Annotated in this window: 13 protein-coding genes and 1 pseudogene (1 of these 14 running past the window's edge); 6 read left to right on the top strand and 8 right to left on the bottom strand. The window is 60.6% G+C overall.

Features of this window, described 5'->3' with window-relative positions; translation table 11 throughout:
- Positions 1–136: 136 nt before the first annotated feature.
- Both ACTG2O_RS03275 and ACTG2O_RS03270 read left to right on the top strand, forming a co-directional pair.
- Positions 137–709 (top strand): DNA-3-methyladenine glycosylase I, encoded by a 573-nt coding sequence (locus ACTG2O_RS03275; protein ID WP_439975328.1) that lies wholly within the window; start codon positions 137–139, stop codon positions 707–709.
- Between the two features lie 129 nt (positions 710–838).
- Positions 839–1,495, top strand: coding sequence for an OmpA family lipoprotein (locus ACTG2O_RS03270; protein ID WP_005339468.1), 657 nt, complete (start codon positions 839–841; stop codon positions 1,493–1,495).
- A 144-nt stretch (positions 1,496–1,639) separates the two neighbouring features.
- Here ACTG2O_RS03270 and ACTG2O_RS03265 read toward each other — a convergent pair whose 3' ends face one another.
- Positions 1,640–1,987, bottom strand: coding sequence for a RidA family protein (locus ACTG2O_RS03265; protein WP_019446300.1), 348 nt, complete (start codon positions 1,985–1,987; stop codon positions 1,640–1,642).
- Between the two features lie 21 nt (positions 1,988–2,008).
- Positions 2,009–2,254, bottom strand: a complete 246-nt coding sequence (gene tusA, locus ACTG2O_RS03260) for a sulfurtransferase TusA (protein WP_026035054.1) — start codon at positions 2,252–2,254, stop codon at positions 2,009–2,011.
- 169 nt (positions 2,255–2,423) lie between these two features.
- Between tusA and ACTG2O_RS03255 the strand changes: the two genes are divergently transcribed.
- Positions 2,424–2,615 carry a hypothetical protein gene (locus tag ACTG2O_RS03255; RefSeq protein WP_005339471.1) on the top strand — a complete coding sequence of 64 codons (192 nt, stop codon included), beginning with the start codon at positions 2,424–2,426 and terminating at the stop codon, positions 2,613–2,615.
- Positions 2,616–2,690: 75 nt separating this feature from the next.
- On the opposite strand, the gene ACTG2O_RS03250 is transcribed toward ACTG2O_RS03255, so the two are convergent.
- The 6 genes and pseudogenes from ACTG2O_RS03250 to ACTG2O_RS03225 form a co-directional block, all read right to left on the bottom strand.
- Positions 2,691–3,929 carry an ABC transporter substrate-binding protein gene (locus ACTG2O_RS03250; RefSeq protein WP_019446298.1) on the bottom strand — a complete coding sequence of 413 codons (1,239 nt, stop codon included), beginning with the start codon at positions 3,927–3,929 and terminating at the stop codon, positions 2,691–2,693.
- Positions 3,930–3,933: 4 nt separating this feature from the next.
- Positions 3,934–5,379, bottom strand: coding sequence for an ATP-binding protein (locus tag ACTG2O_RS03245; RefSeq protein WP_439975327.1), 1,446 nt, complete (start codon positions 5,377–5,379; stop codon positions 3,934–3,936).
- Positions 5,376–6,097: pseudogene (locus ACTG2O_RS03240) on the bottom strand (response regulator). The gene ACTG2O_RS03245 and the pseudogene ACTG2O_RS03240 overlap by 4 nt, the downstream one beginning before the upstream one ends.
- Before the next feature lie 278 nt (positions 6,098–6,375).
- Positions 6,376–7,539 (bottom strand): acetyl-CoA C-acyltransferase FadA, encoded by a 1,164-nt coding sequence (gene fadA / locus ACTG2O_RS03235; RefSeq protein WP_439975326.1) that lies wholly within the window; start codon positions 7,537–7,539, stop codon positions 6,376–6,378.
- A 21-nt stretch (positions 7,540–7,560) separates the two neighbouring features.
- On the bottom strand, positions 7,561–9,708 hold the full coding sequence (gene fadB, locus ACTG2O_RS03230) for a fatty acid oxidation complex subunit alpha FadB (RefSeq protein ID WP_439975325.1): 2,148 nt from the start codon (positions 9,706–9,708) through the stop codon (positions 7,561–7,563).
- Positions 9,709–9,912: 204 nt separating this feature from the next.
- Positions 9,913–11,850, bottom strand: a complete 1,938-nt coding sequence (locus ACTG2O_RS03225; RefSeq protein ID WP_439975324.1) for an acetoacetate--CoA ligase — start codon at positions 11,848–11,850, stop codon at positions 9,913–9,915.
- Positions 11,851–12,041: 191 nt separating this feature from the next.
- Between ACTG2O_RS03225 and pepQ the strand changes: the two genes are divergently transcribed.
- The 3 genes in view from pepQ to ACTG2O_RS03210 are tightly spaced (at most 36 nt apart) and all read left to right on the top strand, a layout consistent with a single transcriptional unit that may run on beyond the window.
- Positions 12,042–13,364, top strand: coding sequence for a Xaa-Pro dipeptidase (pepQ, locus tag ACTG2O_RS03220; RefSeq protein WP_323915876.1), 1,323 nt, complete (start codon positions 12,042–12,044; stop codon positions 13,362–13,364).
- The gene (locus ACTG2O_RS03215; RefSeq protein WP_019446293.1) at positions 13,364–13,981 is read left to right on the top strand and encodes a YigZ family protein; all 618 of its coding nucleotides are present in this window, start codon (positions 13,364–13,366) and stop codon (positions 13,979–13,981) included. Before pepQ ends, ACTG2O_RS03215 begins: the two co-directional genes overlap by 1 nt.
- Positions 13,982–14,017: 36 nt before the next feature.
- Positions 14,018–15,087, top strand: the 5' portion of a protein-coding gene (locus ACTG2O_RS03210) for a TrkH family potassium uptake protein (protein WP_058059614.1). Its footprint extends 388 nt past the window's final position; only the first 1,070 of its 1,458 coding nucleotides appear in the window; it begins with the start codon at positions 14,018–14,020; the stop codon falls past the right edge of the window.

Genomic DNA, 15,087 nt, shown 5'->3' with positions numbered 1-15,087 from the left:
GGCGAAATTGCAGCGGATTCGCGGGATGGTGCTGCGCCCTGGCTGGTCGGGCGGGATGTCCGGTATATGATGTGAGCAGTGCCGCCTGCAGAGTGGGCAGGGTTGGGCAAACCGCTGAAATAACGAGGGAGAGGAAATGGAACAGCGCTGCGCCTGGGTGACCAAAGACCCGGAATACATTGAATACCATGACAAACAGTGGGGCAGGCCGGTCTATGACGCCCGCGAGCTGTTTGCCAAGCTCTGCCTCGACGGCCAGCAGGCGGGACTGTCGTGGATCACCATCCTCAAGCGCACCGAGAGCTATTACCGCGCCTATGCCGACTTTGATCCGGTGCAGATTGCCCGCTTCGACGAGCAGGATGTGGAGCGGTTGATGCAGGACAGCGGCATCATCCGCAACCGGCTCAAGGTTCAGTCGATCATCAGAAATGCCCGCGCTTATCTGGCGTTGCAGGAGCAGGGGCTCGACTTCGCCGACTACCTGTGGGGCTTTGTTGGCGGCGCCCCCATCGTTAACCAGCGGCAGGGCAACGGCGATATTCCGGCAACCTCGCCGGAGTCGGATGCTATGTCGAAAGCGCTCAAGAAGCTCGGCTTCAACTTCGTCGGCAGCACCATCTGTTACGCCTTTATGCAGGCGGTGGGGATGGTGAACGATCATCTGGTCAGCTGTCCTTGCCACGCCGAGTGTCAGTTACCGCGCTGACAGCCCGCCAATTGCCCAAAAAAACACCACTCTCGCCATCTGTTCAGGCTTGCGTCAGACAATGGCGTGCCAGCGCGTTACAATCCGGCCCCCGGCATGGTGCCGGATTGTTTTCACAGAGGTTTTTTCATGCGAGCCAAGATCCTGGTGCCTGCTCTGGCACTGACCGTTGCCCTGAGCGGCTGTACCACCAACCCCTACACAGGTGAATCCCAGACCTCCAAAGGTGCCTGGGGCGCGCTGGCTGGCGCCGCTGCCGGTGCGGCCGTAGGTGCGCTCTCTTCCAGCAAGGGTGACCGCAAGAAGGGCATCCTGACCGGCGTTGCTGCTGGCGCGGCCCTGGGTGGCGGTATCGGCTACTACATGGACGTGCAGGAAGCCAAGCTGCGCGAGAAGCTGCAGGGCACCGGCGTCAGCGTGACCCGCAATGGCAATGAGCTGATCCTCAACATGCCGAACAACGTCACCTTCGACAGCTCCAGCTCCCAGCTGAAAGCGGCCGGAGCCAACACCCTCTCCGGCGTGGCCATGGTGGTTGCCGAGTTCGACAAGACCCGCCTGAACGTGGTCGGTCACACCGACAGTACCGGTTCCCGCGACCTGAACATGAAGCTCTCCCGCGATCGTGCCGATGCCGTTGCCGCCCAGCTGATTGGTCAGGGCGTAGCAGGCAGCCGCATCTCCACCACCGGCGTGGGCCCGGATCAGCCGGTTGCTACCAACAGCACCGCCGCAGGCAAAGCCCAGAACCGCCGCGTGACCATTACCCTGACCCCGACCGCCTAAGTCGCTCAGGTTTCGGTAACGAAAAGGCCCCGCCAGTGATGGCGGGGCCTTTCTATTGGCGCCGTGGCGAGCAATGACGCCTTGTTGTTTGCTCCCTTCTCCCCTCGTGGGAGAAGGGGCGGGGATGAGGGGGATAAGCGCCTCTTAGACAGCGGCAGTCAGCTGCACTTCCACCTTGTAGCCTTCATGGGCTAAGCGGGCTTGTACGCAGGCGCGAACCGGCGCGGTGCCAGCCGGGATCCAGGCATCCCACTGCTCGTTGAAGGCAGCGATGTCCTGAATGTCTTTCAGATAGATATTGGCCATCAGGATCTTGTCGACGCCGGAGCCGTTGGCTTCCAGCAGGCGTTGCAGGCTCTCAAGCACTTCGCGGGTCTGCTGGTGGATGTCGGCCTCTTCGCTGACGGGCACTTCCACCACGTAGAGGGTGCCATTGTGGATGACGACGTCAGACCAACGCTGGGTGGTGCCGATTCGGGTAATGGTTGTCATGGAGTGCTCCGGTACGGGGGCTTATTGACCCTTGCGGATCAGATAGCGGTAGGGGGCCTGCTCTGTATCGCTGGCGACCAGGGTGTGATCCATAAAGCGGCAGAAACTGGGGATGTCGCGGGTGGTTGAAGGATCGTCGGCGCTGACCAGCAGGGTCTCGCCATCCGCCATCAGTCGCACTTTCTTGCGAACCATCATAACGGGTTCCGGGCAACGAAGCCCGATTGCGTCCAACTCGTGGGTCGCATCGCAGAATAAATCACTCATCTATTATCAACCTTCAACCTATTCGGCTGCCAATGATACTCAGGGCTAAAAAATAATCAAACAAACGACCCATTAACCAGCATATGTAACCGAAATGTTATTCAGCCCTATCCAGCTTGCGCCGGACGAGTAATATAAAAATTGAACCATATTCAACAAGGAGGTGAATATGCAGGTCTCCTACGGCAGATTACAAGCCTATGCAGGCATGGGGTTCTTGTCCTTCGCCATGATAGTGATGGGCAGCCCGATCGGGAATACCGGTACCTGGTTCGGCTCCATGGTGATGGTCGGGTTGGGGCTCTGGATCGAGCTCAGCGATTACTATGACGAGGATGAGGACGAGAACGATCAATCCTGAATCGGATGAAGATTCAGCAACAAAGGCGGAGCAATTCCGCCTTTGTCATTTCTGCCGTTTGGCAATGTGCCCGGATCAGCGGGTCGAGCGCATCGCCCGCTCCAGATGCAGCGCCGTCTGCTCCGGGTTGGCCTTGGGATCGTTGAAGAAGTTGCTCAGCACATCGAGGATCGCCTGCCGCATATTGGTCGGTGTCGCCATCCCTTCCGCCATGCTGGGCAGCAGGTTGTCCTGCTTTTCCGCCAGCAGGAAATCCTGATAGGAGCGGACGGCGCAGCGGTCGAACTTGCTCATGTCGGGATTGGTCAGAGCCGGGATCGACCCCTTCACCCGATTGAACTCTTCCTGGAATTTCGGCGTCATCAGCAGTTGGGCCAGATCCCCCTGCGCCTGCAACTGGGCCGGATCCCGCTGTTTGAACATGGCGATGGAGTCGAGGTTGTAGCTGAACAGTCCGGCGCTGCCCGGGCTCGGCAGACAGGCGATATCCTCACCCGGCCGGTAGTTGCCCGCGCTCAGCTCCCCTTTAACCCAGTCCCCCATCACCTGCATGGCGGCGCCACCGCTCTCCAGCAGGTTGGTGGCCTGATGCCACTTCAGACCGGCGTATTTTTGCGGGACGTAGGCACGCAGCTGTTGGAAACGGGTCAACACTCGCACCATATCGGGGCCGGTCAGGGTGGCGCTGTCCTGCTCGAGGAACGCCTTGCGATAGAATTCTTTTCCGCCCTCACCGAGTGCCACCGTTTCAAACAGTACCGCCAGCTGCCAGGGCTCGTTGCCAATGGCGAGCGGGGTTATGCCCCGTGTTTTAAGCTGGTCGGCGACGGTGACAAACTGGGCCCAGCTGGTGGGCTGAGTCAGCTTGTTGCGCTCGAAGATCTTGCGGTTGAGCCACAGCCAGTTGACCCGGTGGATGCCGGTGGGCACCGCCATCAGGGCGCCATTCTGGCTGAGGGTGGCACGTACCATGGGCGGCATCTGACCGTACCAGCCGAGGTGTTCGGCCATGGGGGTGAGGTCGCGCAGGAAGCCGAGCCCGGCCCACTCCTTGAGCTCGTAGCCCTTGAGGTGGGCCGCTTCTGGCGGGTTGGCGGCCAGTGCCCGACTCTTCAATACCGTCATGGCACTCTTGCCGCCGCCGCCCTGCACTGCAAAGTCGTTCCACTGGTTGCCCTGTCTGGTCCACTCGGATTTGAGCACTTCGACCGCTTTCGCTTCGCCGCCTGACGTCCACCAGTGCAGTACCTCCACCTGGGAGGCGGCAACGGGAGTAGAGAGCAGGGCGATGACAGAAAAAGACAACCACTTCATAAGGTTACTGCCTTGGTAGGGAGAGCGTGGCCTGCAGGCCACCTTGCGGACGATTTTCCAGCACCAGATCGCCACCGTGGGCGTGGGCAATGTTGCGGGCGATGCCAAGGCCGAGGCCGGTGCCAGCCTGATCCGTGCTGAGCCGGTAATAGGGTTCGAAAATGCGCTCGAACTGATCGTCCGGCAGGCCGGGGCCCTCATCCATAATGAAGAGGATCAGCATCTCCTCGTCATCCATGATGATGATGCGCACCTTCTGGCCGTACTTGATGCCGTTGTCCACCAGATTGCCGATACAGCGTTTGAGCGCCAGCAGCTTGCCGCGATAGGGCCACTTGCAGTGCCCTTCGATGGTCAGCCGCTCGTCGTGCAGGTTCATCGACTCCGCCATCTGCTCAAGCAGGGCGTTGATGTCGATCTCCTCGATATTCTCGTGAATGTCGGTCTCTTTGACCGTCTGCAACGCCCCTTTCACCATCAGCTCCAGCTCGTCGAGATCCTTGTTGAACTTGGCGATCTGTACCTCGTCATCGAGCAGTTCGACCCGCAGCCGCAGCCGGGTGATGGGGGTCTTGAGGTCGTGGGAAATTGAGCTGAACAGCCGCTCTCTATCGTCGATATAACGGCGGATGCGGTGCTGCATGATGTTGAAGGCGCGGGTCGCCGCCACGATTTCCGATGCTCCTTCCTCTTTGAGCGAAGGCTGATCGATATCCTTGCCGAGATTCACCGCCGCCTTGGCGAGACGGCGCAGCGGACGGGTCTGCCAGCGCACCAGCATAAAGGTGAAGAAGCAGAGGAACACTGTCATCAGGGCGATGAAGCGCACCTGATTGCTCGGCATCACGGTATCGTCGAGGGTCATGTAGGGGGCGGGCAGCAGGGCCGCCAGATAGAGCCACTCCCCCTTTTCGATCTCGATCTGGGTCACCAGTACCGGTGGATTGAGCGGCTCCAGCGACAGGGTGTAGCGGGCCCAGGAGGAGGGGAGATCCGCCAGCAAGGTGTCGTTGTTGAAGACGTGGAGGTCATCGGGTCGGGAGAAGTCCACCTTGATCGCCATGGCATCGGAGAGCTTGCGGGTCAGCACGCCCTGTACCTCCTCCAGCACCTGCGTCTTGCGTTCGCTGTCGGGGATGGCGTTGATGTGGATCTCTTCCTCGTTGAGCGAGACGAAGAAGCGGCTGCCCCCCATGTTGCGCAGCTGGTCCAGCGCGATATGGCGATATTGCAGCGGCAGGGATTTGAAGAAGTTGACGGTGGAGGCGGCAGACATGGCGAGGTTGCGGGTGGTGCTGACCATCCCCTCCAGCTCCCGCTTCTGGATCTGCTGCATCCAGATGCCGGTCAAAATGGTCTGGGAGAGCAGGATGGCCAGCAACAGCAGCAGGATCATCCGTGACAACAGGGAGCGGGGCACCAGCGCCCCCCAGGACCACTTGTTGCTCATGGCAGCTCGTGCACCTCGGCAATCAGCATGTAGCCACTGCCGCGAATGGTCTTGATGATGCGCGGGCTCTTGCCGTTGTCGCCCAGCTTCTGGCGCAGACGGCTGATCTGTACGTCGATGCCGCGCTCCATCGGCAGGCTTTCGCGGCCGCGGGTGGCATCCGAGATGGTGTCCCGATCCAGCACCACGCCGGGCTGTTGCAGGAACATGCCGAGCAGCATGGCGTCGCTGCCGGAGAGATCCAGCAGGCTGCCATCATCATGGGTCAGCTGGTGGCTCAGGGTGTCGAGGGTCCACTCGGCAAAACGCAGGCGGCGGCTCGGCTCTTTCTCTTTTTCCGGCTGGCGGAATTCGGCGCGGCGCAGCAGCGCCTTGATGGGGCCTGCAGTTCACGGGGGCTGAACGGCTTGGCGATATAGTCGTCGGCACCGAGTTCGAGGCCGATCACCCGATCCGCTTCGTCGGAGGCGGCGGTCAGCATGATGATGGGCACCTGGGAGTCACGACGGATCTGCTGGCAGAGGGTAAAACCGTCCTCGCCGGGCATCATGATGTCCAGAATAATCAGGTCCGGGCTGTGCTGGGCGAGTTGCTGACGCATCTCGTTGCCCTCCGCCGCCGTCAATACCTGAAAGCCCGCCCGGGTCAGGTACTCATTGAGCAGCTCGCGGATCTCTTGGTCGTCATCGACGATCAGCAGTTGTTTGCTCATTGACATATGTATGTGCATCCACCCATTTTTTTGTGCAGATTGAACCTGTCGGGGGAGTAAAAAGCAAGCAAGCCCCCTATCTAATGTGAGGTTTAAGGCAATAACAGCCTATTGATAAGATTAAAACGAAAAAAGGCCGACCCAAACGGGACGGCCAACAGACAGCTTCTGACCACTGACGAGCACCCCGTGTGGCGATCGTCACAGACTTGAAAAGGGGCCAGTCAGACTGGCCCCGAAAAGGGACAACTCTCAGTAGTGCATCCCGTCGATCCGGCTGGTTATCACACCCGTTCAAACACGGTGGCGATGCCCTGGCCCAGACCGATACACATGGTGGCAACCCCCAGAGTGGCATCCTTCTCCTCCATCAGATTGATTAGGGTGGTGGAGATGCGCGCACCGGAGCAGCCGAGCGGGTGGCCCAGCGCAATGGCGCCGCCGTTCAGGTTCACCTTCTCGTCCACCTGATCCTGCAGACCCAAATCCTTCACGCAGGGCAGTGACTGGGCGGCGAAGGCCTCGTTCAGTTCGAACAGGTCGATGTCACCTATGGTCAGACCGGCACGCTTGAGCGCCTTCTGGGTCGCCGGCACCGGGCCGTAACCCATGATGGCGGCGTCACAGCCGGCGATGGCCATGGCACGTACCTTGGCGCGCGGCGTGAGGCCGAGGGCCTTGGCGCGATCCGCGCTCATCACCAGCATGGCGGAGGCGCCATCGGACAGGGCCGAGGAGCTGCCGGCGGTGACGGTGCCGTTGACCGGATCAAACACCGGGCGCAGTTGGCTCAGGGTTTCGACCGTGGTCTCCGGGCGGATCACCTCGTCGTAGTCGTAGAAGAAGCGGGCGCCGCTGGCGTCATGGCCTTCCAGCCCGACGATCTCCTTGGCAAAACGCCCTTCCACGGTGGCCGCGTGAGCACGGCGGTGGGAGCGGGCGGCAAACTCGTCCTGCTGCTGGCGGCTGATGCCGTGCAGCTTGCCGAGCATCTCGGCGGTCAACCCCATCATGCCGGAGGCTTTCGCCACCGACTTGGCCATGCCGGGGTGGAAGTCGACGCCGTGGCTCATCGGCACGTGACCCATATGCTCTACGCCGCCGATGATGAAGATATCCCCATCACCTACCTGAATGGCGCGAGAGGCGTCATGCAGCGCCTGCATGGAGGAGCCACACAGGCGGTTGACGGTAACCGCCCCCACTTGCTTGGGAATACCGGCCAGCAGCGCGGCGTTGCGGGCGATGTTGAAGCCCTGCTCCAGGGTCTGCTGTACGCAGCCCCAGTAGATATCCTCGATCTCGTTCGGGTCGAGGTTGGGGTTGCGCAGCAGGATGGACTTCATCAGGTGCGCGGACAGATCTTCTGCACGCACGTTGCGGAAGGCGCCGCCCTTGGACCGGCCCATCGGGGTCCGGATACAGTCGACAATGACTACGTCTTTCATGAATGGATCTCCTTTCCGCAATCAGTAGAAGGTTTTGCCCTGGGCGGCCATCTCGCGTAAGCGGTCGCTGACGCGGTAGAGCGGGCCCAAGTCGGCATACTGGTCGGCCATGGCCACGTAGCGATCCAGACCGATAGTGTCCAGATAGCGGAACACGCCGCCGCGGAAGGGAGGGAAGCCCAGACCGTAGACCAGTGCGATGTCGGCTTCGGCTGGCGTGGCGACAATGCCCTCTTCCAGACAGAGCACCACCTCGTTGATCATCGGGATCATCATGCGAGCGATGATGGCTTCCTTGTCGAAATCCTGTTTCGGCTTGGCGATGGGGGCCAGCAGCTCGTAAGCAGTGGCGTCGGCCACCTTCTTCGGCTTGCCCTTCTTGTCCTGCTCGTAGGCGTAGAAGCCCTTGCCATTTTTCTGACCGAAGCGGTTCACTTCGTACATCACGTCGATGGCGGTGCGACCTTCCTTGCTCATGCGTGCCGGGAAGCCCTGCGCCATCACGTCACCGGCATGGTGACCGGTGTCGATGCCGACCACGTCCAGCAGGTAGGCGGGGCCCATGGGCCAGCCGAACTCTTTCTCCATCACCTTGTCGACGGCGGCGAAGTCGGCGCCATCGGCGACCAGCTTGTTGAAGCCGAAGAAGTAGGGGAACAGCACGCGGTTGACGAAGAAGCCAGGGCAGTCGTTGACCACCACCGGGGACTTGCCCATGGCGGCGGCATAGGCCACCACGCGGTTGATGGTTTCATCGGAGGTTTGCTCGCCGCGGATGATCTCCACCAGTGGCATGCGGTGCACCGGGTTGAAGAAGTGCATGCCGCAGAAGTTCTGCGGGCGCTTCAGCCCCTTGGCCAGCAGGGAGATGGGGATGGTGGAGGTGTTGCTGGCGAGCACGGCGTCTTCGCCAATGATCCCTTCTACTTCGCCCAGTACGGCGGCTTTCACCTTGGGATTCTCGACCACGGCTTCGACCACCACGTCCACATGCTTGACGTTGTCATAGCTGAGGGTCGGAGTGATGGCAGAGAGCACCTGGCCCATCTTGATGCCATCGATGCGGCCCTTTTCGAGCTGGCCGTTGAGCAGCTTGGTGGCTTCGCCCATGCCAAGTGCCAGCGCCTTCTCGTTGATGTCCTTCATCACCGCCGGAATGCCCTTGCTGGCAGACTGGTAGGCGATGCCGCCACCCATGATGCCGGCACCCAGTACGGCGGCGTGGCCAGTGGCCTTGCTCGCCTGCTTGGCAGCCTTCTTGGCCAGTGCCTTGATGTGCTGATCGTTGAGGAAGATACCGACCAGTGCCTTGGCCACGTCGGTTTTGGCCAGCTTGATAAAGCCCTGTGCCTCAACGGCCAGCGCCTCGTCACGGCCCATGCCGGCGGCGGCCTCGACGGTTTTCACCGCAGTCATCGGCGCCGGATAGTGTTTGCCCGCCACGGCGGCAACCATGCCGGCGGCGGTGGTGAAGCTCATCATGGCTTCCAGTTTGGAGAGACGCAGCGGGGCTTTCTTGGCGGCGCGACGGCTCTGCCAGTCCAGCTTGCCCGCGATGGCGTCTTTGATCATCTGCAGCGCAGCGCTCTGCAGTGCGTCCGGGGCGACCACGGCGTCGATGGCGCCCACCTTGAGGGCGTCATCGGCACGGTAATCCTTGCCGGTGGTGATCCACTCGAGCGCGTTGTCGGCGCCGATCACTCGCGGCAGACGGACTGTGCCGCCAAAGCCCGGCATGATGCCGAGTTTGGTCTCGGGCAGGCCGATTTTGGCGCTGGTGTCGGCCAGACGGAAGTCGGTGGAGAGAATGGTCTCGCAGCCGCCGCCGAGGGCGTGGCCCTTGATAGCTGAGAGGGTGGGCACCGGCAGATCTTCGATGGCATTGAAGATGTCGTTGGCCTTTTTCAGCCAGCCGAGCAGATCTTCTTGCGGCAGATCGAACAGTTCCAGGAATTCGGTAATGTCGGCACCGACGATAAAGGCGTCTTTGCCGGAGGTGAGGATCAGACCTTTTAGTTCACGTTCTTGTTGTAATGCGGCGATCGCTTCGCTCAGGGAGAGCAGGGTAGCGCGATCCAGCTTGTTGACTGAACCCGGGGCATCAAACCTCAGCTCGGCAATGCCGTTTTCGAGGTAGCTGACCGACAGGGTTTCGCCTTGGTAGATCATGAGAGTGTCTCCTTGTTCCCACTCAGTGGGGAGTGGTGCTCCTTAATCCCCAGCAGGGGGCGAGGCTCACTATTGATCCAAAAGGAGACATTTTCAACACCTATTTAAAACATTTGTTTAACAGAACTCGAGTAAAAGCTCCTCATCACAAAACAGGCAAAAGAGAGGCGCCTTGCGGCGCCTCGGATAGATGTGAGTTTGTTATCAACTGGCCAGTTCAGGCCGGTTGCGATACTGGTTAAGCACCTCGGGATCGGCGAGGGCATGGGTGTTGTTGACGGGTCTGTTGTGTACCACTTCGCGCACCGCCAGTTCGACGATCTTGCCGGACTTGGTGCGGGGGATGGCATCCACCTGCAGGATGCGGGCGGGCACGTGGCGGGCGGTGCAGTGCTGTTTTATCTGCTGGCGGATCCGCTCGCGCAGCGGCTCGTCCAGCTTGCAGCCCGCCTTGAGCTTGACGAACAGCACCACCCGTTCGTCCTGCTGCCACTGCTGGCCGATGACGATGCTCTCCTCCACCTCGTCGAGTTGTTCAACATAGCGATAGATCTCGCTGGTGCCGATGCGCACGCCGCCCGGGTTGAGGGTGGCGTCGGAGCGGCCGTAGAACAGAATGCCACCGGTCGGGGTCAGCTCGATCCAGTCGCCGTGGCACCAGATGTTGTCGAACCGTTCGAAGTAGGCGGCATGGTACTTGTCGCCATGCTCGTCGCCCCAGAAGTAGATGGGCTGGGCCGGGAACGGCTTGGTGCAGACCAGCTCGCCCTTCTCCCCCTGCACCGGCTGGCCCGCTTCGTTGAATACCTGCACCGCGAGACCGAGGCCACGCCCCTGACTCTCGCCGCGATAGACGGGGCTAAGGGGATTGCCGATGACGAAGCAGGAGCAGATGTCGGTGCCACCGGAAATGGAGCTGAGCTGCACATCCTGCTTTATCTGCTGGTAGACGTAGTCGAACCCCTCCGGCGACAGCACGGAGCCGGTGCTGCAGATCAGCCGCAAGTGCGGCAAGTCGTGTGTCTTGATAGGGGCATAGCCTTGTTTATGCAACGCATCGAGATACTTGGCCGAAGTGCCGAACAAGCTGACCTGCTCGTCGCGGGCCAGATCCCACAGCACGTTGCCGTCCGGATAAAATGGCGAGCCGTCATAGAGCACCAGGGTGGCGCCGGAGGCGAGGGCGCTCACCAGCCAGTTCCACATCATCCAGCCACAGGTGGTGAAGTAGAAAATTCGCTCCCCCGGTTTGATGTCGCAGTGCAGCTGGTGTTCTTTCAGGTGTTGCAGCAGGGTACCGCCGATGCCGTGCACGATGCACTTGGGTTTGCCGGTGGTGCCGGAGGAGTAGAGGATATAGAGCGGATCGTTGAAAGCCATGGGTTCGAACTGGAGGCTGGCGTCCGGCTGGCTCGCCAGCACTTGCTGCCAGTCGTGACCAAGCTGCAGCGGGTTGCCGAGCAGGGGGATCATCACCGTCTGCTCTATGCTGCCGATCTGGCTCACCACGCTGGCGACCTTCTGTTGAATGTCGATAGCCTTGCCGTTGTAGCGATAGCCATCCACCGCAAACAGCACTCGTGGTCGGGTCTGGCCGAAGCGCTCTACCACGCTGGCTTCGCCAAAGTCGGGGCTGGTGGAGGTCCAGATTGCCCCCAGACTGGTGGTTGCCAGCATGGCAACCACGGTTTCCGGAATATTGGGCAGATAGGCGGCGACCACATCGCCGCGACCAATCCCCTGATGACGCAGCCACTGCGCCAGCCGGGCAACCTGATCACTCAGTTCACCCCAGCTAAGAGTACGGCTTGGACTTCCTTCGATACGGGAGATGATGGCCGGGCTCTCGTCCTGACGGCGCAGCAGGTTTTCGGCGAAGTTGAGGCTGCTGTCGGGGAACCAGCGGGTGCGCTGCATATCCTGACGGTTCTCCGCCACTATGTTGCCGAGCTCGCCCTTGACGCCGCAGTGCTGCCATACCAGCGGCCAGAAACGGGTGGTCTTCTCCACCGACCATTGATAAAGCTGCGGGTAGTTCTGCAACTGCAAGCCGTGGAAACGGTTCACCTCCGCCATAAAACGGTAGAGGTTGGATTGCTGCATCCCGAGCGGATCCGGTTGCCACAGGCAGAGGTTGTCCATGAGTAATCCCTGACTTCATGTATCTACCGGCAGTGTATTGAATTGTTTTTGATTTGTTAATGATTGGTTTTCTGTTGATAACAAACACGTTTGTAACGTATGCGTTACCTCACGAAGCGGCAGCTTGACGGGTCGAGCCGCCAAGCGCTTGATGTTATGCTGCAATCACATTCACCTCGGAGCAGGACGCCATGAGCAGCTACAGCCAACTTTTTGCCCAGCACCTCGATACCTTGCAGCAGCGCACCCGCGATATTCTGCAACAACAGGGGCTCAGCGGACTGGCCATCCACTCCGGCCAGACTCACCGCATCTTCCTCGATGATCAGGATTACCCGTTCAAGGTAAACCCCCACTTCAAGGCCTGGTTGCCGGTGCTGGACAATCCCCACTGCTGGCTGCTGGTGGACGGGGTGAACAAACCAATCCTGCTGTTCTACCGCCCGGTGGATTTCTGGCACAAGGTAGCGGATCTGCCCAATGCCTTCTGGGTCGAGTTCTTCGATATCCGTTTCCTGACCCGGCCGGAACAGGTGGCCGACCATCTACCAGCCAACAAGCAGGAGTGGGCCTATCTGGGCGGTCATCTGGAAGTGGCCGAGCTGCTGGGGCTGACCCAGCCCAATCCAGAGGCGGTGCTCAACTACCTGCACTATCACCGCGCCTACAAGACACCCTACGAGCTGGAGTGTCTGCGCGAGGCGAACCGGATCGGGGTGCGCGGCCATATCGCGGCCAAGGACTCTTTTATGGCGGGGGCGAGCGAGTTCGAGATCAATCTGGCCTACATGAAGGCGGTCGGGCAGGGGGCCAATGAGGCACCCTACGGCAATATCGTCGCCATCAACCGCAATGCGGCCATCCTGCACTACACCCACTTGTCTGCCTTGCGGGTGCCCGATGCGGAGCGTCACTCCTTCCTGATCGATGCCGGTGTCGATTTTCACGGTTATGCCTCCGACATCACCCGCACCTGGGCGTGGCGGCGTGGCGAGTTTGCCGATCTGATTGCTGCCCTCGACGAGCAGCAGCAGGAGATCATCAAGGAGATCAAACCGGGTCGCCGTTACAGCGAGCTGCACCTGCTGATGCATCACAAGCTGGCGCGCCTGCTGCAAGCGACCGAGCTGGTGGACATGTCGGTTGACGAGATGATCAACACCGGGGTGACCAATGTCTTCTTCCCCCACGGCCTTGGCCACTTCCTCGGTTTGCAGGTGCACGATGCGGGTGGTTTCATGCAGGATGAGCGCGGCACCCATTTGGCGGCGCCCGAGCTGTTTCCCTATCTGCGCTGCACCCGGGTGATGGAAGTGGGTCAGGTGTTCACCATCGAGCCGGGGCTCTACTTCATCGACAGCCTGCTGGAGCCGCTGCGTCAGGGCGAACAGGGCAAACGGGTCAACTGGAACAAGGTGGAGGCACTGCGGCCGTTTGGTGGCATCCGCATCGAAGACAACGTGGTGCTGCACGCCAACGGGGTGGAGAACATGACCAGGCAAGCAGGGCTCTGATGGCGGCAGCGTACTCCATTCCGGCTGCCCCGCTGGAGTTGACCGAAGAGATAAAGAAGAGCCGCTTCATTACCCTGATCGCCCACACCCCGACCGTCGAGGCGGCCAAGGGGTGGGTCAACGAGATCAAGCGCCAACATCCGGCCGCTCGCCACCACTGCTGGGCCTTTGTGGCGGGCGCGCCGCAAGATAGCCAGGTTTATGGCTTCAGCGATGACGGCGAACCTTCCGGTACTGCGGGCAAGCCGATCCTGGCCCAGTTGATGGGCTCGGGGCTTGGTGAAATCTGCGCCGTGGTAGTGCGTTACTACGGCGGCATCCAGCTTGGCACCGGTGGACTGGTCAAAGCCTATGGGGGCGGTGTTGGTGCCGCTCTCAAGCAATTGCCCACCCTGCTCAAGGTGCCGCGCACTCCCTCTCTCATTCACTGCGATTACGGTGACATGGGGACGGTCGAGTCGCTGATCAGTATCCATAATGGCGAATTGCTGGCGGCGGATTACGGTCAGCAGGTCACCTTGCAGGTGGCGTGGGAGTCCTCGGTTTGGGCTCAGGTGGACCGTGAATTGACCGACCGGACTCATGGGCGGGTATCCCTCAGTCCCTTAGATGGCTAGAATCCATCGCTCTTTAATTGGGGAAAGGGAGCTGTAATGCACATTCTGAGCATTATTCGCATTGTTGGCCTGCTGGTTGCGCTGTTCAGCTCGACCATGCTGTTGCCTGCACTGGTGGCCTTTGGCTATCGGGATGGTGGTGGTGCCGAGTTCGTCAGCTCTTTTCTGATCGCCCTGCTGCTCGGCGTGGTGCTCTGGTTTCCCAATCGCTACCACAAGAAGGAGATGCGCTCGAAAGAGGGCTTTCTGATTGTGGTGCTGTTCTGGACCGTGCTGGGCAGTGTGGGGGCTGTGCCCTTCATCATGAGCGACGTGCCGGATATGTCGGTCTCGGAGGCCTTCTTCGAATCTTTTTCCGGCCTGACCACCACAGGCGCAACGGTACTGACCGGGCTCGATAATCTGCCCAAGGCGTTTCTGTTCTATCGCCAGTTGCTGCAGTGGCTGGGGGGGATGGGGATCATCGTACTGGCGGTGGCCATTCTGCCACTGCTGGGTATCGGGGGCATGCAGCTCTATCGCGCCGAGATCCCGGGGCCGGTGAAGGATACCAAGGTGACGCCGCGCATCGCCGAAACGGCCAAGGCGCTCTGGTTCATCTATCTGCTGCTCACCGCACTCTGTGCGCTGGCCTACTGGCTCGCCGGAATGACGCTGTTCGATGCGGTGTGCCATTCGTTCTCGACTCTGTCGGTCGGTGGCTTCTCCACTCACGATGCCAGCATCGGATTCTTCAACAGTCCGGTCATCAACCTGATTACCGTGGTGTTCCTGCTGCTGGCCAGCGTGAACTTTGCGCTCCACTTTACCGTTTTCTCTCACCGCCCGGTGCGGCTCGGGCGCTACCTTTACGATTCTGAACTCAAGGTGTTCCTGGCCATTCAGGCGACCCTGGTGATGATCTGCTTTGTCGCCTTGCTGACCCACGGACACTACGCCACCTGGCAAGAGGCGTTCAACCACGGTCTTTTCCAGGCGGTCTCTCTGGGTACCACCACCGGCTATAGCACCACGACCTATGCAGATTGGCCCTCGTTCCTGCCCATGCTGCTGATGTTCTCCGCCTTTATTGGCTGTTGCGCGGGCAGTACTGGCGGCGGCATCAA

It is taken from the genome of Aeromonas sp. 61P, from assembly GCF_051919545.1.
GTDB lineage: Bacteria > Pseudomonadota > Gammaproteobacteria > Enterobacterales > Aeromonadaceae > Aeromonas > Aeromonas veronii.
Note: the sequence above shows the minus strand (reverse complement) of the source record. Positions and strands in the feature narration are given on the sequence as shown.